Genomic DNA, 19684 nt, shown 5'->3' with positions numbered 1-19684 from the left:
TTGATGACCTACCCAGGTGCTCCGGCAACGGGCACCACCGGCGGCGGACTACGCTGGGTGACGATGACAGACGCAACGACTCCCGCCACCGACGCGATCCTCGCCGAGCTGGACGACCTGGACGAGCAGGTCGCCCCGGTCGACCTCGAGACCGAGACGGAGGCCGAGCGCACCCTGCGCTTCGAGCGCGACGCGCTGCCCTTCCTCGACCAGCTCTACTCCGCGGCGATGCGGATGACGCGCAACCCCTCCGACGCCGAGGACCTCGTTCAGGAGACCTTCGCGAAGGCCTACGGCTCCTTCCACCAGTTCCGGCCGGGCACCAACCTCAAGGCGTGGCTCTACCGCATCCTGACCAACACGTTCATCAACACCTACCGCAAGAAGCAGCGCCAGCCGCAGCAGTCGATGTCCGAGGACGTCGAGGACTGGCAGCTCGCGCGCGCGGAGTCGCACACCTCCAGCGGCCTGAAGTCCGCAGAGATGGAGGCGCTCGAGCACCTGCCCGACTCGCAGGTCAAGGACGCGCTGCAGCGGCTGCCGGAGGAGTTCCGGCTGGCGGTCTACCTCGCCGACGTCGAGGGATTCCCCTACAAGGAGATCGCCGAGATCATGGGCACGCCGATCGGCACCGTGATGTCGCGCCTCCACCGCGGCCGACGCCAGCTGCGCGAGCTGCTCTCGGACCACGTGCGGGCCCACGACCTGGTCCGCGTCCCGGAAGGAGCAGGCTCGTGAGCCACACCGAGTGCACCGCCTTCCTCGAGCAGATCGTCTACTACCTGGACAACGAGCTCGCCGAGGAGGACGTCGTGGAGGTGCGCCTGCACCTCGACGGCTGCGGACCCTGTCACGACGCCTACGACGTCCAGAAGGCCATCAAGTCGCTGGTCGCCAGGTCCTGTTCGGAGCGCGCCCCCGAAGAGCTCAAGGCGAAGGTGCTCTACTCCATCCGGCAGTCCGTGACCGAGGTGTCGATCAACGAGGTGTCGATCACCGAGGTGTCGGTCAGCAAGGTCACCGACCGGGCCACCTTCGATTCGGCCAACGGCCCCGGCGTCTGAGACGATCCGCCCTGACTCTTGACCGTCACCGACCCTGCCGTGAGGAGGTCACCACCATGGCGAAGACCGGAAGCAAGCGCCGTGGCCGCAAGAAGAAGGCGGCCAACCACGGCAAGCGTCCCAACAGCTGACGTTCGTCCGAGCCCCGAGCCTGCCCACCGCGGCAGCCGCTCGGGGCTCGACCCATTTCGGGGCCAGACCTGCCGGTTTCCCCGCGTGAGCGGGGAACCTGCCCCCGGCGACGAGCGTCAGCGCAGGCGCGCGAGGAAGCGCGCCGCGTCGACGACCACGCGGGTGATCTCGCCGGTGGCGATCACCTCGGCAGGCCGGTCGTCCACGACGTGCCGGGCGGCGACGGTGAAGCGGTGCAGGCGCCCGTCGACGTACGACGCCGCAGCGCTGACCTCGACCTCGCGTCCGACTGCCGAGGCCACCTTGTGCTCGAGCTCGACGCGGGTGCCGACACTCGTGCCGCCTTCGGGCAGGGCCGGCTCGATCGCGGCGCAGGTCGCGGCCTCCAGCCAGGCCAGCAGACGCGGCGTACCCAGGACCGGCAGGCTGCCGGACCCCACGGCGAGCGCCGTGTCGTCGTCGGTGACCGTGAAGCGCAGGACCGCCGTGAGCCCGGCTTCGACATCGGGGTTGCTCACGTGTGCTCCAGGTCGAGGTGGAAGGCGATGAGCCGGACGCCGGGCAGCGGCGACCAGTCGTGCTCCGGCGCGCGGGTGAACCCGAGGCGCTCGTAGATGCGGTGCGCGGTCGTCATCTCCGCGAGCGTCGAGAGGGCCACACCGCGCAGGCCGCGCTGGCGATAGCGATCGAGGAGGAAGCCCACCAGGGCCGCCCCGACGCCACGCCCCTGCGCCTCGGGCGCCACCGCCAGCATCCGGAACTCGCCCTCGTCGTCGCCGCCGATCTCGCGGAACCGCGACCCCGGCGGCGGGTCGGTGACCGTCCCGAGCAGCTGCCCGTCCTCGACCGCCACCCAGACGTCGGCCTCCTGGGCGCGTGCGGTCGTGTCGCGCAGCGTCGCGACGTAAGGATCGTGGGGACCCTCGGTGAAGGGCGCGTACGCCGCCAGCGTCAGCTCGCCGACGGCAGCGTGCTCCGCCGGCCGGGCGAGGCGGATCTCCACCGGCGGTGCTCAGATCCCGAAGGTGTTGCGCGGGTAGGTCGCGGACACGTCGGTCACCACGTTGACGAGGTACGGCACGCCCGAGGCGTACGCCCGGTCCAGTGCCGGGCCGATCTCCCTCGGGTCGGTGACGGTCTCGCCGCCCCCTCCGAGGGCGCGCACGACGCCGTCGTACGACGTCGTGGGGGAGAGGTCGGCGATCACGTCGTAGCCGTAGAGCATCTGCATCGGGCCCTTCTCCAAGCCCCAGGCGGAGTTGTTGCCCATCACCATCACCACCGGGAGCTGGTGGCGCACGAGGGTGTCGACGTCCATCAGCGAGAAGCCCGCGGCCCCGTCGCCCAGCAGCAGCGTCACCTGGGCGGACGGGCGGGCGAGCCGGGCGGCGATGGCGGCACCGAGCCCGGCGCCGAGACAGCCGTAGGGGCCTGGATCGAGCCAGCCGCCGGGCCGCTTGGGCTCGACGAACTTGCCGGCGAACGACACGAAGTCGCCTCCGTCGCCGATCACCACGGCGTCGTCGGCGAGCCGGGGGACCAGCTCGCCGTAGATGCGCGCCGGGTGGATCGGGTCGGCCTCGGCGGTGAGCAGCGCGGCGTCCCGCTCGACCGCCGCGGCGACACCGGCCTGCAGGTCCGTGGTCCACGCGGCCCAGTCGGGACGCCGGTCCAGTCGGTCGACCGCCGCCAGCACGCCGTCGAGCACGGCGCTCAAGTCGCCGTACGCCGACCCGGCGAGCTCGGCGTGCGTCGAGACCTGCTCGGCCGAGTCCGCGAGGTGCACCACAGGAGTCGATGACGCCCCGGCCTCTTCCTTGGGCCTGCCGAAGACGCCGTAGCCCAGCCGGAAGTCCAGCGGCGTCCCGGCCACGACGACCAGGTCAGCACCGTTGAGGGCTGCACCGCGTGCCTTGGTCACCAGCAGCGGGTGGCCGCCCGGCACCAGCCCGCGGCCCATGCCGTTGGTGATCGCCGGCAGGCCGAGCGTCTCGACCAGCCGCAGGGCCGCCTCCTCGGCGCCGTCGGCCCACACGTCCGTGCCGAGGATGACGACGGGGCGCTGTGCCGAGCCGAGCAGCGCGGCGACCCGGTCGAGCGCGTCGGGGTCCGGCGTCCGGTCGGCGCTGGTGGGGAGGGCGAGCGACCCGCTGCCCTGGTTGAAGAACTCGTCCATCGGCACGTCGACGAAGGCCGGCCCGCGATGCGCCGATCGAGCGGCCGAGAAGGCCTCGTGGAATCCGGCCGCGACGTCGTCGGCGGTCGGGACGGTGCGGGCGAGCTTGCTGATCGGCGCGATGATCGGCGGCTGGTCGAGCTCCTGGAGCGAGCCGCTGCCCCACCGGTTCTGCGGGGCCCGCCCGCCGACCACGACCATCGGGGACCCGGCGAACTGGGCCTGCGCGATCGCGCTCACACCGTTGGTGACGCCGGGCCCCGCGGTCAGCACCGCCAGCCCGGGGACGCGCGTCAGCTTGCCGGTCGCCTCCGCCGCGAACGCGGCGGTCTGCTCGTGCCGCACGTCGAGCAGCCGCATCGGCGGCTCCGCCTTCACCGCGCCGTCGTACATGGGGAAGACGTGAGCGCCCGAGAGCGTGAAGATCGTCTCCACACCGTGGGCCCTGGCCACCGCGACGGCGATCTCGCCGGCGTGGCCCTTGACCGCATCCTCCGGCTGGCCGTTCACCTGGCCCCCTGACTGCCCACTGTCGTCCTGCGTCATGACTGGAGGTTACCGACGAGTTCAGGATTGAGCGCGGCCCAGGTACGCCGGGTTCGCGGCGCGCAGCGCGTCGCCCAGCACGAGCAACAGGTCGGACCGGATCTCCGGCGGCTCGGGAGACAGCAGCAGCTGCAGGTGCAGCGCGCGCAGGAACGCCTCCGGGTTGCCGCGCCGCAGGAAGGGGTCGGCCGAGGTCGAGGGCAGGTCGTCGCTGGCCGCCGTCGCGGAGAGCCGCGCGACCCACGGCTCGACGACCCCGAACGGCACCAGGTTGCGACGCAGCACCGCCATCGTGGCGGCGGCGAGGCGGTCGGGCTCGCCGGCCGTGTAGACCGTGCTCGACGGCAGCAGCAGCCGGTCGGCGATCACGTCGAGCAGCACGGTGAGCTCGTGCATCCAGAAGTGCGGGGAGCGCGCCAGGCAGCCGATCGCGTCGGCGCCGTGGGCCACCGCGTGGGCCCAGCCCTTGCCGGGCACGAAGCCCCTGACGTCCCGCTCGCGGACGAACCACGCGGTGATCCGGTCACCCCACTCGAGCACCTTCAGGGGCGGCACCAGGGCCGCCTTGTTGTCCCGTTCGATGCTCTCGGCGAGGACCAGGGCGGAGAAGCTGCGCCGGAACACGGTGTCGGTGTCGTGCTCGCCCAGCCCGATCAGGAGACCGGCGGCCATCCCGTCCCCGAGCCCGGCCAGCAGGTCGTCGTACACGCCGCGCTCGATCCAGGTGGCGAGCACGGGATAGGCGATCTCGTCACGCAGATCGGGGTCGGTCGAGCCCAGCATCGTGGTCAGCTCGGCCGTGAGGTCGTCGAGGCGCCGGTCGGTGGGGACGCGCAGGTCTTCGTCCTGGACCTGTTGCCAGTACGCCGAGACCATGGGCTCATCCTGCCAAACGCCCGGGAGCGGTCTCCCGAGGGCCGAGAGCACCCAGCGGCCTACGCTTCGACGTGTGCCGTCCCTGACCGAGCTCGTGCGGGTGCACACCGACCTCGCCGACGAGGACGTCACCTGGCTGCAGATGCTCCAGGCCGACTGGCAGATCATCGCCGACCTGTCCTTCGCCGACCTGGTGCTCTGGCTGCCGGACAAGGAGGGCCGCGGCTTCTGGGCGGGTGGGCAGATGCGCCCGACGACCGGCCCCACGGCGTACGTCGACGACGTCGTCGGCACGTTCGTGCCCGCCGGTCGACGGCCGCTGCTGGACGCGGCGTACTCCTCGGGCAGGCTGCTGCGCGAGGGCGACCCGGAGTGGCGCGACGACGTGCCGGTCCGCGTCGAGTCGATCCCCGTACGCCGCCGCGACCGGGTCATCGCCGTGGTGGCGCGCAACACCAACCTCATGGGCATCCGCACCCCCAGCCGCTTGGAGCTGTCCTACCTCCAGACCGCGGCCGACCTGACCCGGATGATCTCCGAGGGCACCTTCCCGTCGCTCGGCCAGCGCAGCGACCACGCGGACTCGCCTCGTGTCGGTGACGGGTTCCTGCGGCTCGATGCCGACGGGCACGTGGCCTACGCGAGCCCCAACGCGCTCTCGGTCTACCGACGTCTCGGGCTGAGCGGGGACCTCGACGGGCGTTCGCTCGCGGAGGTGACCCGTGGGCTGGTGCCGCCGCTGAGGCGTCCCGACGAGGAGACCCTCAGTGCGGTGCTGGGCGGGCGGGACAACCGCGACACCGAGGTCGGCGCCGCCCAGGTCTCGCTGATCGTGCGGTCCATCCCGCTGCGCCACGACGGGGAGCACGTGGGTGCCGTGGTGCTGGTGCGCGACGTGTCCGACCTGCGGCGCCGCGACCGGGAGCTGGTGACCAAGGACGCGACCATCCGCGAGATCCACCACCGGGTGAAGAACAACCTGCAGACCGTGGCCGCGCTGCTCCGGCTGCAGGCCCGCCGGATCGACGAGCCGGCCGCACGCCTGGCGCTGGAGGAGGCGGTACGCCGCGTCGGGTCGATCGCCATCGTCCACGAGAGCCTCAGCCAGTCGGGGGAGGGGCATGTCGACTTCGACGAGGCCGCCGACCGGTTGGCCGCGATGGTCACCGAGGTGAGCGCGGTGGGGGTCCGCGCCCGAGTGCGCCGCGTGGGCAGCTTCGGACGGCTGGCCTCCGAGGTGGCCAACGCCCTCGCGATGGTGCTCACCGAGGTGCTGCAGAACGCGGTGGAGCACGGTTATCCCGCCGGCCGGCAGGCGGAGCTCACCGTCACCGCCCGCCGGGCGCTCGGTCGTCTGCACCTGACGATCGACGACGACGGGGTCGGCCTGCCCGAGGGGTTCGACCTCGACCAGTCCACCAACCTGGGGCTCTCGATCGTGCGGACCCTGGTGGAGTCAGAGCTGGGCGGCGAGTTCATTCTTGGCCCTGGACCGGCTGGCCGAGGCACGCGCGCGACCGTGGACGTCCCTCTGCCCCGGGAGTGAGCGGTCCGAGAGCCAGCTCAGTCGCCGGCGGGGCCGGTGTGGCCGGCGAGGTAGAGGAGGGCGCCGGCCTCCTCGAGGTACACCTGCGTCGTGGCGAACCGCCACTCGTGGTGCTCGCCGTCGAGCTGGACCCGGTCGACGACGTGCCCGGTCAGCACCAGGACACCGCCCGCCCTCGTGAGGGTGACGGGCTCGACGACCTGATCGTGCCAGCGCAACGGTCCGCGGACGGTGAGATCGAGGTAGCCCCCGACGTCGAGGAGGCGCCCGGACGCGTTGGTGTAGACGAAGTCGGGGTGGAGCAACGAGGCGAGGCGGTGGGGGTCCCGTGCGACGAGGGCCCCGCGACGAGCGCCCAGCGCCACAGCGACCAGACGTCGGAGGTCGTCGTCGACGGCGGACACCGGTGGCGTCAGGCGGAGGTGCGGACCCGGTTGCGGGCGTTGCGGCGCTTGAGCGCGCGGCGCTCGTCCTCGCTGAGACCACCCCACACGCCGTGGTCCTGTCCCGCCTCGAGAGCCCACTGCAGACACTGCTCGCGCACGTCGCAGCGTCGGCACACCTGTTTGGCCTCCTCGATCTGGAGGATGGCCGGACCGGTGTTGCCGATCGGGAAGAACAGTTCCGGGTCCTCGTCGAGGCACGCGGAACGGTGGCGCCAATCCATGGCTTGGGGAACTCACTTTCGTCGACTGCGTGCAGGCACGCCTGCTGACGCCCGTGTGAACGGCTTCACGAGCGCGTCTGCAAGCGTGTCAAGAAGCAGCCCCCGACACAAGCCCTTCAGCCCCTTGACTTCGGGTAACCGTGGTCACAGCTCACCCGCGGGCTTGTACCCCGAACCTCCCCGTCCTAGTCACGCCCTGGTCGCGTCCTCGTCACGTGCCCGTCTCGGCCCCGGCCCGGGCCTCGTTCCGGTCCGGTCCCGGCCTAGTCTCGGCCCATGTCCGCACCCCCGGCACCTCTCGTGGTCTCGGCCTCGATCGTGGCTGTGGAAGGACTGCTGCTCGCGGGGTACGGCGTCCTCGAGGCCGCCGCCATCTCGACGGGCCGGGTGACGATGGGCGCCACCACTGCGATCTTCTTCCTGGCGTACGGCGTGGGGCTGGTCAGCTGCGCCTGGGGACTCTGGCGGCTGCATTCCTGGTCGCGCGGTCCCGTGATCCTCGCCCAGCTGATCCAGCTCGGGGTCGCGTGGAGCTTCCGCGGCGGCGAGACGACCCTGATCGCGGCAGCGCTGGCCGTCGCCGCACTGGTCGTGGTCGTGGGCGTGCTCCACCCCGCCAGCACCCGGGCGATCGTGGGCGACGAGACCTGACGAGTGTGTGGGCACCGCTGTTTGGGCACCGCGCTCGTCGCCCGGCTAGTCCTGCAGCGAGACCCGGAGGTGCTCCAGCGTGCGGGTCAGCAGGCGCGACACGTGCATCTGGGAGACGCCGATCTCGGCGGCGATCTGGGACTGGGTCATGTTCTTGAAGTAGCGCAGCAGCAGGATCCGCTTCTCCCGGGCGTCGAGCTGGTCCAGCAAGGGCTTGATGGACTCGCGGATGTCGACGTGCTCCAGGTTGACGTCGTCGGTGCCGAGCGCGGCGAGCATCGGCGCGCCGCCCTCGTCGGAGTCGTCCGAGGCGTCGAGGGAGAGCGTGGAGTAGGCGTTGCTCGACTCCAGACCCTCGACGATCTCCTCGACGCTGCAGCCGATGGTCTCGGCCAGCTCGCGGGGAGTGGGGGAGCGGCCGAGGTCCTGGGTGAGCTCGCCGGTCGCGGAGGCGATCTGCATGCGCAGCTCCTGGAGTCGACGTGGCACCCGGATCGCCCAGCCCTTGTCGCGGAAGTAGCGCTTGATCTCGCCGATGATCGTGGGGGTGGCGTAGGTCGAGAACTCCACGCCACGCTCGGAGTCGAAGCGGTCGACGGACTTGAGCAGGCCGATCGTGCCGACCTGCACCAGGTCCTCGAAGGGCTCGCCGCGGTTGCGGAACCGGCGGGCGCAGTGCTCCACCAACGGCAGGTGCAGGTGCACGAGCGCATCCCGGGCCACCCGGCGGGCAGCGTCGGTGTGCGCGGCGTCGAGGTCGGCGAACAGCTCGGCACTGCGCTGTCGGGTCGCCTCCAGACCCCGGTGCTCGACTTCCTGGGGCACCGACCCGGCGCCCCCGTCCCCCATGGTCCCGGCCGTCATGTCAGCGGTGGGCACCCGCCCGCGTCGGTGAGTCGTCGGCGAGGTCGGACACCATCGCCACGCGCACCGTCAGCTCGCCCTCGCCCGGCTCGAGGGCGGCCTCGCTCGCCAGCGTGGTGAGCACCTGCCAGCCGAAGCTGTCGTAGTCGACCGTGTGCGGCGTGGTGGCCGCGACGGTCACCGACACGGTGAGCCGGCCGGGTGACATGAAGAACCGACAGACCAGGTCGGACCCCTCGTCGGCCTCGGGCAGCACGAGCGCGCTGGCCTCGCCGACGGCGATCCGCAGGTCCTCGATGTCGTCGATGGTGAAGTCGAGGCGCGCAGCCAGGCCCGCCGTCGTGGTGCGCAGGACGGAGACGTAGGCGCTGTCGGCCGGCAGCCGCAGCTCCACGTCGGCACGGCCCACGTCGGGCCTACCGCTCGCGTCCTGGGGGGACTCCTCGCTCATCCACGTGTCCTTCTGCCGGTGCCCCGCTCCCATGGCAGGGGGTTGCCAGCACCCTAATCGCGGACACCGGCGTAGGCTGTGCAGGCCTGCCGGGTGGGGGCGCATCTCCGCTCCAGCGCTCTGGTGGCCGATTTGGTGTGCCCCGAGGCGCCCGGATACCCTGAGACTTCTCAATCCACAGCACGGGAGATGGTTAGTGCCCACCATTCAGCAGCTTGTTCGCAACGGCCGGCAGTCCAAGAAGGCGAAGGTCAAGACCCCCGCCCTCAAGGGATCGCCGCAGCGCCGCGGCGTGTGCACGCGCGTCTACACGACGACCCCTCGCAAGCCGAACTCCGCGCTGCGCAAGGTCGCCCGTGTCCGCCTCTCCTCCGGTGTCGAGGTCACGGCCTACATCCCCGGCGTGGGGCACAACCTCCAGGAGCACAGCATCGTGCTCGTCCAGGGCGGCGGCGTGGCCGACCTGCCCGGTGTGCGCTACCGCGTGGTGCGCGGCGCGCTCGACGCCCAGGGCGTCAAGAACCGTCGCCAGGGCCGCAGCCGTTACGGCGCCAAGCGCGACAAGAGCTGACCGGCTCCTCACAGACACGACGACGCGCGCCGTCCCCTCGGGGGCGGCGCGCGTCGTCGTTTCGTTTCCCCACCGGTCGGCGCACGGTTAACCTTCAGCCAGTCCTCGACGACGGCAGCGCTCGGGGCGCCTCGTGCCCGTCCGACCGCTGAGAGGTGCTGGTTGACCGACTGCGCGAGCTGTGGCGCCACCGGCCACGCCGAAGGTGCCCGCTTCTGCCAGGAGTGCGGAGCGCGCCTGGGGGAGCTCTGTGGCACCTGCGGGGCGTCCCTGACGGCGTCGGCGAGGTTCTGCCCCGAGTGCGGCTCCCGACGCGGTACGGAGCCGACCGAGGCCCCGGAGCGCTCGCCCGGCCCGGTGGCGTCGCGCCGGGTCACCAGCGTGCTCTTCGGCGACCTGGTCGGCTTCACGAGCCTGTCGGAGAACCGCGACCAGGAGGACGTGCGCGAGCTGCTGTCGTCGTACTTCGAGGAGTGCAGCCGGATCGTCGGGCGCTACGGCGGCACGGTGGAGAAGTTCATCGGCGACGCGGTGATGGCGGTCTGGGGCGTGCCCACCGCCCATGAGGACGACGCCGAGCGGGCGGTGCGCGCCGGGCTCGAGCTGGTGACGGCTGTCGGAGCGATGGGTGCCGATCTCGGCGTACCAGACCTGGCCATGCGGGTCGGCATCGTGACCGGCGAGGTGGCGGTCACCGTGGGGGCCACGCAGCAGGGGATGGTGGCGGGCGACGCGGTCAACACCGCTGCCCGGGTGCAGACGGCGGCGACGCCTGGGCAGGTCTGGGTGGACGAGACGACCCGGCTGCTCACGACCTCGGCGATCTCCTACGTCGACGTGGGCAGCCACGCCATGAAGGGCAAGGCCGACCCGGTGCCCCTGTGGGCGGTGCGGGCCGTGGTCGCCAACGTCGGCGGCGCCCAGCGGGCCGACGGTCTCGAGGCGCCCCTGGTCGGCAGGGACCGCGAGCTGCGGTTGGTCAAAGAGCTGTTCCACGCCGCCGAGGAGACCGGTCGCCCGTCGATGCTCGTGGTCGCCGGCGAGGCCGGCGTGGGCAAGACGCGGCTCGGCTGGGAGTTCGAGAAGTACACCGACGGCGTCAACACCTCGGTCAAGTGGCACTCGGGTCGGTGCCTGTCCTACGGCGAGGGCGTCGCCTACTACGCCCTGGCCGAGGCCATCCGCGGCCGGCTGCGGCTGCTGGCTCAGCCCGACGACCCCGAGGACGACGCCGCTGAGGAGGACGACCTCGCCCGGCTGCTCGGGCTCGGCCTCGATCGCTACGTGCCCCACCCCGACGAGAGAGCCTGGCTCGGTCCACGGGTGGGCGCCCTGCTGGGCGTCGGCGCGCTCGGCGGATTTCCGCGCGAGGATCTCTACGCCGCGTGGACGACCTTTCTCGAGCGGGTCGGCGAGGGCGTCCCGGTCGCACTGGTGGTCGAGGACGCCCAGCACGCCGACGACGGTCTGATCGCGTTCCTCGAGCACCTGCTGAGCGCAGCCTCGTTCGGCTGCTTCGTCATGCTGCTCGCGCGACCGACCCTGCTCGACGAGCACCCCGGGCTGGCGACCAACCGCCGGGTGACGGTGCTGCACCTCGAGGCGCTCACCGACCAGAGCAGCGGACGGCTGCTCGACGGGCTCGTCGCCGGCCTGCCCGACGACGTACGGGCCGGGCTCGTCGCCCGCGCCGAGGGCATTCCCCTCTACGCGGTCGAGACCGTGCGCTCGCTCATCGACCGTGACCTCGTCGTACCTCGAGGTGGCCAGTACGTCCTGGTCGATCCCTCGCTCGACCTCGACCAGATCGGCGCACCCCCCTCGCTGCAGGCGCTCATCGCCGCGCGTCTGGACGCGCTGCCCCCGGGTGTGCGGCGCGTCCTGGACGTCGGGAGCGTGCTCGGCACGAGCTTCCCGCGCGAGCACCTGGCCCTCCTGCGTGACGACGACGTCGACCTGGACGCCGCTGTCGCCGAGCTGACCCGGCTCCAGCTCATCGGTCAGGAGGCGAACCGTTTCAGCGCGGAGCACGGGCAGCTCAGGTTCGTCCAGGGCGCTGTGCGGCAGGTCGCCTACGGGATGCTGTCGCGGCGCGACCGCCGGTCGATGCACCTTCAGGTCGCGGAGCTCCTGGAGGGTGACGCGGAGCAGGCCGACGAGGTCGCCGCCGTGATCGCCCAGCACTACCTGGATGCTGCGGACGCCCTGCCCGACACCGACGACGCCACCACCTGGGCGGCACGAGCCGTGGGCCACCTGGAGCGGGCTGCGGAGCGCGCCACGGCGCTCGGGTCACCTCGTGAGGCGGCAGCACACCTGAGGACCGCTGTCGCGCGGGTCGACGACCGTCTCGTCGCGGCCCGGCTGCAGCGGTCGTTGGCCGAGGCCCTCCTCCGCACCGGTGACTTCGTCGGAGCCGCGGACACGGCGGAGGCATCCGCGGCGAACTACGAGGAGATGGGACAACCGCTCGAGGCGGTCCGATCCTCCGCTACGCGGGCGACGGCGCTCGCTGACAGAGGCGTCCTCAATCGAGCCGAGGAAGTGGCGGCCGAGGGCCTGGCCATGCTGGAGCAGCTGGGCGAGACCGACCCGTCGTTGCGGTTGCTCTTCGTCCGGCTGTACCTCTCGGTGGCGCTGCGCAGGGGCGACACCGACGAGTGGGGTCGGCTGACCGAGGAGGAAGGACGTCTCGCCGAGCTCACCGGCGACCCCCTGGCCATCCTGCGCAGCCTGGGCAACCGTGCGGTGTACTACATGACCGTCGGCCAGCGGACGCTTGCCCTGATCATCTTCGATGCGGCCACCAAGATCGCGAAGGAAGGGCACTTCCTGCGCGAGCAATGCATCAACCTGCTCAACGCAGCGGTGGCCTGGACCGCTGAGGACCTCGACAAAGCCACCATGCTGGCGCGGGAGGGCGCCGATGTCGGACGGACCTCGGGCAACGTCCCGGTGCACGCCAACGCCCTCGCCAACCTGGGTGTCGCGCTGCTCGGCCGGGGAGACTGGGACGAGGCTTTGGCCGTTCTCCGACACGACGACCTCGTCCGACTCATCGGCTTCGGCGTCTATCCCGCGATGATCGAGCGCCGCATCGACTGGGCGCGCGACAGGTCTGGCGGAGATGTCTCGCCGGGTGAGTGGGAGGTCGAGGACGCCGTGGTCAAGGCGATGAGCGACCTCGAGACCGCGTACGCCACGTGGGAGCAGGATCCGGCGGAGGCTTCTCGATTGGCGCTTCGAGGGGCTCGCGCAGCCCACGAGGCGCTGGCCCTCACCGACGACTTCCTCCTCATCTGGCAGGGGGCGACCGACCTCGTGTGGTCCCTGGACGACCTCGCCACGCTTGACGAGCTGCTCCTCCTGGTCGAGTCGACGCGCACCCACGTCAGGCCGGCTGGGGTGCGGGCGGTGCACGGCCGCATGCGGGCGCTCAGGGACGCGGCTGCGGGTGCTGCCGACCCGGTGGTCGAGCGCCAGCTGCGGCAGGCCATCGAGGCGGCTCGCGCCTGGAAGTCGCCACCCACCGTGGCGCGTTGCCAGGAGTCGCTCGGCGCCTGGCTCGCGGCCCGCGGCCGAGACGACGAGGCGAACCCGTTGTTCGCAGAAGCGCGCACGGAGTACCAGCGCCTAGGGGCGACACGGTGGCTTCGTGACCTCGACGCCGCCGAGGCCTCGCTCTCTCAGCGTGTCCGTGGGTGACGCAGCCCCGACCCGCTCGGTGCGGGGCCACGTCACAGACGGTGCGGCTCGCTGAGCTCAGGCCTTCTTGGTCTCCCAGAAGATCTCGGCGATCTCGTCGATCTTGCTGAGCAGCTCGTCGGCCTTGGCGGCATCGAGCTCGCCCTTGGTGCCCGAGGCGCCAGCCAGCTTGGTGGCTTCGTTGAACAGGGTGTGCAGCTGGGGGTACTTCTCGAAGTGCGGGGGCTTGAAGTAGTCGGTCCACAGCACCCACAGGTGGTGCTTGACCAGCTCGGAGCGCTGCTCCTTGATCAGGACGGCGCGGGTGCGGAAGTCAGGGTCGTCGTTGTCGGCGACCTTGGCGATGATCGCCTTGACCGACTCGGCCTCGATACGAGCCTGGGCCGGGTCGTAGACGCCGCAGGGGAGGTCGCAGTGGGCCGACACGTCGATGGTCGGAGCGAAGAGACGCAGCATCGTGGTCCTCTCGGAGTGGATTGGGGTGTTCCCTTGCGACACTAGCGTCCGTGCGAGAGGCGACCACACCCCCGGGAGTGGGCCCGGACGCCGGTGGGGCCAGAGGGAGGGGCCGGCGGCTGGGCCTGGCGGTCGTCACCGGCGACTCGATGCTGCCGGGGCTGCGGTCGGGCGACCGGCTCCTCGTCGTCCACGGGGGCCGGGTCAGCCCCGGGCGGCTGGTGGTCGCGCGCTTCCCCGACGGGACGGTGGCGGTCAAGCGCGCGGTCGAGCGGCGTACGGCGCGCGACGGCTCGCCCGCGTGGTGGCTGCTCTCGGACAACCCCGACCGCGGAGTGGACTCCCGGCACCGGGGACCCGTGCGCGAGTCCGAGGTGCTGGCCGTCGTACGCGCCCGGCTGTGGCCAATGCCTCGTCTCGTCTGAGGGGACACCGGGGACGCCTGTGGAAGACTCACGAGTCGTGAACTCGTCCCAGGGCCACCCCTTCGCTGGTGACCCGGTGTTCGACCTCCATGTCGGCGGAAAGATGGAGATCCTCTCGACCGTCGAGCTGGCCGGCCGTGACGAGCTCTCGCTGGCCTACACGCCGGGAGTGGCGCGGGTGTGCGAGGCGATCGCCGCGGACCCGGAGATGACCCGCTACTACACGTGGGTCCCCAACACCGTGGCCGTCGTCACCGACGGCACGGCGGTCCTCGGGCTCGGCGACATCGGACCGGCCGCCGCGATGCCGGTGATGGAGGGCAAGGCAGTGCTCTTCAAGCAGTTCGGCGGAGTCGACGCAGTGCCGATCTGCCTGGCCACGACGGACACCGAGGAGATCATCGAGACCGTCGCGCGCCTCGCGCCCAGCTTCGGCGGCATCAACCTCGAGGACATCTCCGCGCCGCGCTGCTTCGAGATCGAGGAGCGGCTCAAGGGGATGCTCGACATCCCGGTCTTCCACGACGACCAGCACGGCACCGCCGTCGTCGCCCTGGCCGCACTGACCAACGCGCTGCGGCTGACCGGACGCGAGATGGCCACCACCCGGGTCGTGATCGCGGGTGCGGGCGCGGCCGGCGTCGCCGTCGCGAAGATCCTGCTCGGCGCCGGGGTCCGCGACCTCGCGGTGACCGACCGCCAAGGGGTCCTGAGCTCCCGCCGCCACGACCTCACCCCGGTCAAGGCCGGGCTTGCGCGGCTCACCGCCGACACCTTCGACCGCCACGGTTCGCTCGCGGACGTGATGGCGGGGGCTGACGTCTACATCGGCGTCTCCGGCGGGACGGTCCCGGAAGAGGTGGTCGCGACCATGGCCGACGAGGCCGTGATCTTCGGCCTGGCCAACCCCAACCCCGAGGTGCACCCCGACGTCGCTCGCCGGCACGCACGGGTCGTCGCCACCGGCCGCTCCGACTTCCCCAACCAGATCAACAACGTGCTGGCGTTCCCCGGCATCTTCCGGGGGGCCTTCGACGTCCACGCGAGCGCGATCACCGAGGGCATGAAGCTCGCGGCGGCCTCGGCGCTGGCGGACCTGGTCGGCGCCGATCTGTCCGAGGACCTCATCGTGCCGTCGCCGTTCGACCCGCGCGTGGGCCCTGCGGTGTCCTCCGCCGTCGCCGAGGCCGCCCGCCGCGACGCAGTCGCGCGCCGATAGCGTCCCCCTATGTTCGCTGTCTACGCCGAGTCCTTCTCGACCGAGTCCCCGCTGGACGGGCTGGTGGTGGGCGAACGCCCCGATCCGGACGTGCCCGACGGCTGGACGACCGTCACCGTCAAGGCGTCGGCGCTCAACCACCACGACCTGTGGTCGCTCAAGGGGGTCGGCCTCAAGCAGGACCAGCTCCCGATGATCCTCGGCTGTGACGCCGCCGGGATCGACGAGGACGGCAACGAGGTCGTCGTCCACGCGGTGATCAGCCAGCCGGGCTGGACCGGCGACGAGACCCTCGACCCCGGGCGCTCGCTGCTCTCGGAGCGCTACCAGGGCACGTTCGCCGACCGGGTCGCCGTCCCGAGGGCCAACCTGGTGCCCAAGCCGGCGTCGCTGTCGTTCGAGGAGGCCGCGTGCCTGCCGACCGCGTGGCTGACGGCGTACCGGATGCTCTTCGTGCAGGGCGGCTGCAAGCCCGGCGACACCGTCCTGGTGCAGGGGGCCGGCGGCGGCGTCGCGACCGCGCTCATCTCGCTGGCGCGTGCCGCCGGCCTCAGGGTGCTGGCGACCAGCCGCGACGAGGCCAAGCGCACCAAGGCGCTCGAGCTCGGCGCGCACGAGGTCTTCGAGACGGGCCAGCGACTGCCGACGACCGTCGACGCCGTCATGGAGACGGTCGGGCAGGCGACGTGGCTGCACTCGATCCGGTCGCTGCGACCGGGCGGCACCCTGGTCACGAGCGGCACGACCTCGGGTCCCAAGCTCGAGGACGCCGGGCTGACCCGCATCTTCTTCCTGCAGCTCAAGGTGGTCGGCTCGACGATGGGCACCCGGCAGGAGCTCGCCTCGCTGATCACGATGCTCGACGCCACGGGCGTGCGGCCGGTGCTCGACCGCACGCTGCCGATGGACCAGGCGCCCGAGGCGCTCGCCGCCATGGCGTCCGGCGACGTCTTCGGCAAGATCGTGCTGACCCGCTGATGGCCAGGGCCGTGACCAGCCACCTCGTCACCGGCGCCGGCTCAGGTGTCGGCGCGGCCATCGCCCGCCGGTTGCACGAGCGCGGCGACCACCTCGTGCTGGTCGCGCGGTCGGACGCCCGCGCGGAGGAGCTCGGGGCGGCGTACCCGGGCAGCGACCTCGTCGTCGCCGACCTCGCCGACGTGGAAGGACTCGACGCCGCCCTGACCGCCGCCGACCTGCCCGACGAGCTCGACTCGCTGATGCAGATCGCGGGAGCCCTGGAGCTGGGCGCCGTCGGCGAGGCGTCCCTGGCGGACTGGCGCGAACAGCTCGACGTCAACCTCGTGGCTCCCGCCGTGCTGACCCGGCACTGCCTGCCGGCGCTGCGCGCCGCCCGCGGCACCATCGTCTTCGCCAACTCCTCGGCCGGGCTCTACTCCAGCCCGACGTGGGGGGCGTACGCCGCCACCAAGTACGGCCTGCGGGCGCTGGCCGACGCCGTGCGCGCCGAGGAGATCGAGAACGGCGTGCGGGTCACCAGCGTCTTCCTGAGCCGGACGGCGACGCCCATGCAGGAGAAGGTGCACGAGCAGGAGGGACGCGTCTACGACGAGTCGAAGTGGATCTCGCCCGAGACGGTGGCCGACACCGTGATGACGGTGCTCGACCTGCCGCGCGACGCGACGATCCCCGAGGTCAGCGTGCGTCCGGTGGTGCCGCGTCCGACCTGAGCCGGCGGCTCACCGACGGCTCTTGGGCAAGGGGAACGTCAGCCGTGGGTCTGTCACAGTGGCGAGGACTCCGTCACGGGTGAGGACACGCTGAGACGAGGCGGTCTCCACGTCGACACCGGGGACGGTCTCGATCAGGTTGACCACGACGCCCGGGCGCGCACCGACGTACGTCGTGGTGAAGCGCACCGGGCCGCCGTCCGCGACGAGGGAGCCGTTCTCCACGACCAGACCTCCTGCGACCGGAGAGCAGGCAGAGCCGTCCGGCGCATCGGAGCAGTTGTCCAGAGCTGGTTCGCCCGGCATGGGGTACCCGACGAAGAGCAGCATGTCGGTGTCGCCGACGGTGTAGGCGGCCTGCCAGTCGGTCGCGTCCGCGTGGTCCGCGTCGGGCATCGGGCCGTTGTGGTCCCAGTCGCTGGGAAAGACGTCCACCAGCTTCAGTCGCGGTGTGTCGCCAAGATGATCCACCACCACCGTCTGCAGCAGCTCGTCGAGGTCGGCGTCGGCCACGATGTCCTCGACGGCCGGCGCGGCTGCCGGGGCGCCTGCCGGGTCCGTTGCCGGCGCGTCCGCCGACGGCGGCGACCCACCAGACACGAGCACCCCTGTCGTGGCGACGACGGCCACCGCGAGGGCTGACCCCGCGGCACCCGCGACCAGGGTCCGGCGACGACCACGCCTCCCCGCGTTGAGGCTGGCCTGGAGGGTCGGGCCACCGCGGACCTCGCGCGTCGTCTCGTCGAAGTGGGTGCGCAGAAGCTGTTCGGTCGTCATCATGTGCTCCGTTCGGTTGGTGTAGGGGAGCCGAGGAGGCTCTCCAGTCGCGCGAGCGCCCGTGCTGTCTGGCTCTTGACGGTCCCGGCAGGCAGCCGCAGCAGGTCGGCGACCTCCGCGACCGGAAGGTCCTCGAGAAAGCGGAGGGCGAGCACCGCACGGTCGCGGGTGCTCAGGTGGCGCAGAGCGGCGTCCAGGTCGAGCCGCAGGTCGGTGTCGGGGGCCTCGCTCGGCGAGCGGTCCGGCAGCTCGGAGCGCGGTTGCTCCCGGGCTTCACGCCGGCCGATGGACAGACAGGTGTTCACCAGCGTGCGTCGGGCGTAGGCGACCCGCGCGTGCGGTTGCACCCGCGGCCAGTGGACGTACATCTGCGTCATGGTGGTCTGCGCGTCCTCGGCGGCCGCCCAGCTCCCCAAGATGGCGTACGCCGTGCGCATCAGCGCGCGTTGGCGGGCGACGAAGAACTCGGCGTACTCCGGCTCCCAAGACGGTGCCCGCATCTGGTCTCCTCGATTCGGCGCTCGGTCACACTAGAAGAGAGCGCAGCCCCACGATCGGTTCCCTTTGGTCGTGCAGATCCTGAGAGAAGCTCATCACGGTGACGTCGCCCGGCGCGGACCCCGGCCGACCAGGGCCAGCAAGCCGAGCACCACGACGACCCACGTCCAGGGGAGGGCCAGCACCCCTCCCGCGCCGTCCACCCAGGTGTCGATCCCGGCGCCGCGGTCGTCCGCGCTGCCGGCGGACGACAACGACGACAGGGCCAGCGGCACGAGGCAGCCGGCTCCGACCGCGCAGAGCCAGAACACCCATGACGTCACCTCCAGGCGGCGCAATGCCAGCAGGCCGAGGAGGCCGGCGACGGCCCCGGCGGCGTACCCGCCGGTGGACACCAGGTAGTCGTCGCGGTCCGCGGTGTCCCCGAAGAGCTGGAACCACACACTGACCCAGCCGACGACCAGCCCGTTGAGGATGGTGGCGATCTCGCAGGCGACGACGAGTGCGGGAAACCAGCGGCGTAGGCGGTTCATGTCGCCAAGGGTCTCCCGGCGGCCGGGGTCAGGAGACCGCATGGATACTCACACCAAAGCAAAAGCTTCAGCCGAGGACGAGTCGCGCGTCCCGAGCGCGGAACGACGCGAAGGGCTGCTTGTGCGCCAACCAGCCGAGCGGTCCGTCCTCAGGGATGCTCCAGACGCCCAGGCAGGGCACCGAGCGCGCCGACCCGGAGAGGGACGCACCCATGGTCGGCTCCCCCACGGCGGGTTGGCGTGTCGTCAGCCGGAGCGGCATACGGAGCGCGACGCCCGCCGTGTCGGCGAAATGTGCCCCGGCGACGGCAGGCGCGTGCCACTCAGCGCGGCCCACCGGACCGAGTCCACCGACCTCTGCTTCGAGCGAGCCCGAACCGACCGGGAAGCCGAAAGCCGCGCGGTAGCCCTCGACAGCGGCAGCGTTGTCGGCCCACCCGTCCACGACCTGCACAGCGCTGCCACCGTCCTCGCGGACGAGACGGCCCACCAGCAGCGCCTGGTGCGGAAGGGTGCTGCCGCTCTCGTGGGAGAGGCACGCCGCGGCGTACACACCCAAGGCGTCACCGGGTCGGGTCGCGTAGAACAACGAGAACCACGCCTGGCCGTGGATCTTCCAGGGCGGGGACGGGAACGCCACGGTCCGCTGCTACTCGTCGTCCGGGTCGTCGAGCCTGGCCAGCCAGGTGGCCAGCCGCTCGACCGCTGTCTCGAACTCGGGATGGGTGTCGGTGAACTCCTGGAGCCGGTCGGCGACCCAGGCGAGGGTCACCTCGTCGTCGCCCCGCCGGCGCTGGAGCTCCTCGATGCCACGGTCGGTGAAGTACACCTCGGCG

At 71.7% G+C, this 19684-nt stretch carries 25 protein-coding genes; 11 read left to right on the top strand and 14 right to left on the bottom strand.

Features of this window, described 5'->3' with window-relative positions:
* Window positions 1-63: 63 nt before the first annotated feature.
* The 3 genes from ABD295_RS10370 to ABD295_RS21180 are packed head-to-tail and all read left to right on the top strand — an operon-like array spanning window position 64 to window position 1195.
* Window positions 64-738, top strand: a complete 675-nt coding sequence (locus tag ABD295_RS10370; protein ID WP_344303630.1) for a sigma-70 family RNA polymerase sigma factor — start codon at window positions 64-66, stop codon at window positions 736-738.
* Complete coding sequence (rsrA, locus tag ABD295_RS10365) at window positions 735-1064, top strand: mycothiol system anti-sigma-R factor (protein WP_344303629.1); 330 nt, start codon at window positions 735-737, stop codon at window positions 1062-1064. Before ABD295_RS10370 ends, rsrA begins: the two co-directional genes overlap by 4 nt.
* Before the next feature lie 56 nt (window positions 1065-1120).
* Window positions 1121-1195, top strand: coding sequence for a 50S ribosomal protein bL37 (locus tag ABD295_RS21180; protein ID WP_425574063.1), 75 nt, complete (start codon window positions 1121-1123; stop codon window positions 1193-1195).
* A gap of 117 nt (window positions 1196-1312) precedes the next feature.
* Here ABD295_RS21180 and ABD295_RS10360 read toward each other — a convergent pair whose 3' ends face one another.
* The 4 genes from ABD295_RS10360 to ABD295_RS10345 are packed head-to-tail and all read right to left on the bottom strand — an operon-like array spanning window position 1313 to window position 4794.
* Window positions 1313-1714: a thioesterase family protein gene (locus ABD295_RS10360; protein WP_344303628.1), complete on the bottom strand. Its 402-nt coding sequence runs from the start codon at window positions 1712-1714 to the stop codon at window positions 1313-1315.
* Entirely contained in the window at window positions 1711-2199 is a 489-nt protein-coding gene (locus tag ABD295_RS10355) for a GNAT family N-acetyltransferase (protein ID WP_344303627.1), read from the bottom strand. Before ABD295_RS10355 ends, ABD295_RS10360 begins: the two co-directional genes overlap by 4 nt.
* 9 nt (window positions 2200-2208) lie before the next feature.
* A complete protein-coding gene (locus ABD295_RS10350; protein ID WP_344303626.1) occupies window positions 2209-3918 on the bottom strand; it encodes an acetolactate synthase in 1710 nt (569 codons plus the stop codon).
* A 21-nt stretch (window positions 3919-3939) separates the two neighbouring features.
* Entirely contained in the window at window positions 3940-4794 is an 855-nt protein-coding gene (locus ABD295_RS10345) for a DUF2785 domain-containing protein (protein WP_344303625.1), read from the bottom strand.
* Between the two features lie 73 nt (window positions 4795-4867).
* Here ABD295_RS10345 and ABD295_RS10340 point away from each other — a divergent pair, with 73 nt between their 5' ends.
* Window positions 4868-6340 (top strand): histidine kinase N-terminal domain-containing protein, encoded by a 1473-nt coding sequence (locus ABD295_RS10340; RefSeq protein WP_344303624.1) that lies wholly within the window; start codon window positions 4868-4870, stop codon window positions 6338-6340.
* Between the two features lie 17 nt (window positions 6341-6357).
* Here ABD295_RS10340 and ABD295_RS10335 read toward each other — a convergent pair whose 3' ends face one another.
* On the bottom strand, window positions 6358-6744 hold the full coding sequence (locus ABD295_RS10335) for a nuclear transport factor 2 family protein (RefSeq protein WP_344303623.1): 387 nt from the start codon (window positions 6742-6744) through the stop codon (window positions 6358-6360).
* A gap of 8 nt (window positions 6745-6752) precedes the next feature.
* The gene (locus tag ABD295_RS10330) at window positions 6753-7007 is read right to left on the bottom strand and encodes a WhiB family transcriptional regulator (protein ID WP_344303622.1); all 255 of its coding nucleotides are present in this window, start codon (window positions 7005-7007) and stop codon (window positions 6753-6755) included.
* A gap of 276 nt (window positions 7008-7283) precedes the next feature.
* Between ABD295_RS10330 and ABD295_RS10325 the strand changes: the two genes are divergently transcribed.
* The gene (locus ABD295_RS10325; RefSeq protein ID WP_344303621.1) at window positions 7284-7658 is read left to right on the top strand and encodes a hypothetical protein; all 375 of its coding nucleotides are present in this window, start codon (window positions 7284-7286) and stop codon (window positions 7656-7658) included.
* 45 nt (window positions 7659-7703) lie between these two features.
* On the opposite strand, the gene ABD295_RS10320 is transcribed toward ABD295_RS10325, so the two are convergent.
* Both ABD295_RS10320 and ABD295_RS10315 read right to left on the bottom strand, forming a co-directional pair.
* Window positions 7704-8537, bottom strand: coding sequence for an RNA polymerase sigma factor SigF (locus ABD295_RS10320; protein ID WP_344303620.1), 834 nt, complete (start codon window positions 8535-8537; stop codon window positions 7704-7706).
* Window positions 8524-8973 (bottom strand): ATP-binding protein, encoded by a 450-nt coding sequence (locus tag ABD295_RS10315; RefSeq protein WP_344303619.1) that lies wholly within the window; start codon window positions 8971-8973, stop codon window positions 8524-8526. The genes ABD295_RS10320 and ABD295_RS10315 overlap by 14 nt, the downstream gene beginning before the upstream one ends.
* A gap of 196 nt (window positions 8974-9169) precedes the next feature.
* Between ABD295_RS10315 and rpsL the strand changes: the two genes are divergently transcribed.
* Together rpsL and ABD295_RS10305 are read left to right on the top strand one after the other, a co-directional pair.
* Window positions 9170-9544 (top strand): 30S ribosomal protein S12, encoded by a 375-nt coding sequence (rpsL, locus tag ABD295_RS10310; RefSeq protein WP_344303618.1) that lies wholly within the window; start codon window positions 9170-9172, stop codon window positions 9542-9544.
* Between the two features lie 162 nt (window positions 9545-9706).
* On the top strand, window positions 9707-13249 hold the full coding sequence (locus ABD295_RS10305; protein WP_344303617.1) for an adenylate/guanylate cyclase domain-containing protein: 3543 nt from the start codon (window positions 9707-9709) through the stop codon (window positions 13247-13249).
* Between the two features lie 57 nt (window positions 13250-13306).
* On the opposite strand, the gene sodN is transcribed toward ABD295_RS10305, so the two are convergent.
* Window positions 13307-13705, bottom strand: coding sequence for a superoxide dismutase, Ni (gene sodN / locus ABD295_RS10300; RefSeq protein WP_344303616.1), 399 nt, complete (start codon window positions 13703-13705; stop codon window positions 13307-13309).
* Between the two features lie 50 nt (window positions 13706-13755).
* Here sodN and ABD295_RS10295 point away from each other — a divergent pair, with 50 nt between their 5' ends.
* From ABD295_RS10295 to ABD295_RS10280, 4 genes are all read left to right on the top strand, one after another.
* A complete protein-coding gene (locus tag ABD295_RS10295) occupies window positions 13756-14130 on the top strand; it encodes a S24/S26 family peptidase (protein WP_344303615.1) in 375 nt (124 codons plus the stop codon).
* A gap of 103 nt (window positions 14131-14233) precedes the next feature.
* Window positions 14234-15349 (top strand): NAD(P)-dependent malic enzyme, encoded by a 1116-nt coding sequence (locus ABD295_RS10290; protein WP_344304047.1) that lies wholly within the window; start codon window positions 14234-14236, stop codon window positions 15347-15349.
* Between the two features lie 9 nt (window positions 15350-15358).
* Complete coding sequence (locus ABD295_RS10285) at window positions 15359-16327, top strand: zinc-binding dehydrogenase (protein ID WP_344303614.1); 969 nt, start codon at window positions 15359-15361, stop codon at window positions 16325-16327.
* A gap of 11 nt (window positions 16328-16338) precedes the next feature.
* Window positions 16339-17040, top strand: a complete 702-nt coding sequence (locus ABD295_RS10280; protein WP_344303613.1) for an SDR family oxidoreductase — start codon at window positions 16339-16341, stop codon at window positions 17038-17040.
* Between the two features lie 9 nt (window positions 17041-17049).
* On the opposite strand, the gene ABD295_RS10275 is transcribed toward ABD295_RS10280, so the two are convergent.
* The 5 genes from ABD295_RS10275 to ABD295_RS10255 all read right to left on the bottom strand — a co-directional run bounded on the left by ABD295_RS10275 (window position 17050) and on the right by ABD295_RS10255 (window position 19677).
* The gene (locus tag ABD295_RS10275; protein WP_344303612.1) at window positions 17050-17817 is read right to left on the bottom strand and encodes a hypothetical protein; all 768 of its coding nucleotides are present in this window, start codon (window positions 17815-17817) and stop codon (window positions 17050-17052) included.
* Window positions 17817-18317 (bottom strand): sigma-70 family RNA polymerase sigma factor, encoded by a 501-nt coding sequence (locus tag ABD295_RS10270; RefSeq protein ID WP_344303611.1) that lies wholly within the window; start codon window positions 18315-18317, stop codon window positions 17817-17819. The genes ABD295_RS10275 and ABD295_RS10270 overlap by 1 nt, the downstream gene beginning before the upstream one ends.
* 93 nt (window positions 18318-18410) lie before the next feature.
* On the bottom strand, window positions 18411-18848 hold the full coding sequence (locus tag ABD295_RS10265; protein WP_344303610.1) for a hypothetical protein: 438 nt from the start codon (window positions 18846-18848) through the stop codon (window positions 18411-18413).
* A 67-nt stretch (window positions 18849-18915) separates the two neighbouring features.
* On the bottom strand, window positions 18916-19488 hold the full coding sequence (locus ABD295_RS10260; protein WP_344303609.1) for a hypothetical protein: 573 nt from the start codon (window positions 19486-19488) through the stop codon (window positions 18916-18918).
* A gap of 9 nt (window positions 19489-19497) precedes the next feature.
* Window positions 19498-19677: a DUF6104 family protein gene (locus tag ABD295_RS10255; protein WP_344303608.1), complete on the bottom strand. Its 180-nt coding sequence runs from the start codon at window positions 19675-19677 to the stop codon at window positions 19498-19500.
* Window positions 19678-19684: the final 7 nt, after the last annotated feature.

The organism is Nocardioides bigeumensis, assembly GCF_039531755.1.
GTDB classification, from domain to species: domain Bacteria; phylum Actinomycetota; class Actinomycetes; order Propionibacteriales; family Nocardioidaceae; genus Nocardioides; species Nocardioides bigeumensis.
This window is presented reverse-complemented; position numbering and strand designations above follow the sequence as displayed.

Bases quoted from the DNA above. Each gene is read 5' to 3' on its own strand.
- ABD295_RS10330 (WP_344303622.1), bottom strand. From the start codon at position 7,007: ATGGATTGGCGCCACCGTTCCGCGTGCCTCGACGAGGACCCGGAACTG.
- ABD295_RS10270 (WP_344303611.1), bottom strand. From the start codon at position 18,317: ATGCGGGCACCGTCTTGGGAGCCGGAGTACGCCGAGTTCTTCGTCGCC.
- ABD295_RS10285 (WP_344303614.1), top strand. From the start codon at position 15,359: ATGTTCGCTGTCTACGCCGAGTCCTTCTCGACCGAGTCCCCGCTGGAC.
- ABD295_RS10315 (WP_344303619.1), bottom strand. From the start codon at position 8,973: ATGAGCGAGGAGTCCCCCCAGGACGCGAGCGGTAGGCCCGACGTGGGC.
- ABD295_RS10275 (WP_344303612.1), bottom strand. From the start codon at position 17,817: ATGACGACCGAACAGCTTCTGCGCACCCACTTCGACGAGACGACGCGC.
- ABD295_RS10345 (WP_344303625.1), bottom strand. From the start codon at position 4,794: ATGGTCTCGGCGTACTGGCAACAGGTCCAGGACGAAGACCTGCGCGTC.
- ABD295_RS10265 (WP_344303610.1), bottom strand. From the start codon at position 18,848: ATGAACCGCCTACGCCGCTGGTTTCCCGCACTCGTCGTCGCCTGCGAG.
- ABD295_RS10325 (WP_344303621.1), top strand. From the start codon at position 7,284: ATGTCCGCACCCCCGGCACCTCTCGTGGTCTCGGCCTCGATCGTGGCT.
- ABD295_RS10370 (WP_344303630.1), top strand. From the start codon at position 64: ATGACAGACGCAACGACTCCCGCCACCGACGCGATCCTCGCCGAGCTG.
- ABD295_RS10350 (WP_344303626.1), bottom strand. From the start codon at position 3,918: ATGACGCAGGACGACAGTGGGCAGTCAGGGGGCCAGGTGAACGGCCAG.
- ABD295_RS10290 (WP_344304047.1), top strand. From the start codon at position 14,234: ATGGAGATCCTCTCGACCGTCGAGCTGGCCGGCCGTGACGAGCTCTCG.
- sodN (WP_344303616.1), bottom strand. From the start codon at position 13,705: ATGCTGCGTCTCTTCGCTCCGACCATCGACGTGTCGGCCCACTGCGAC.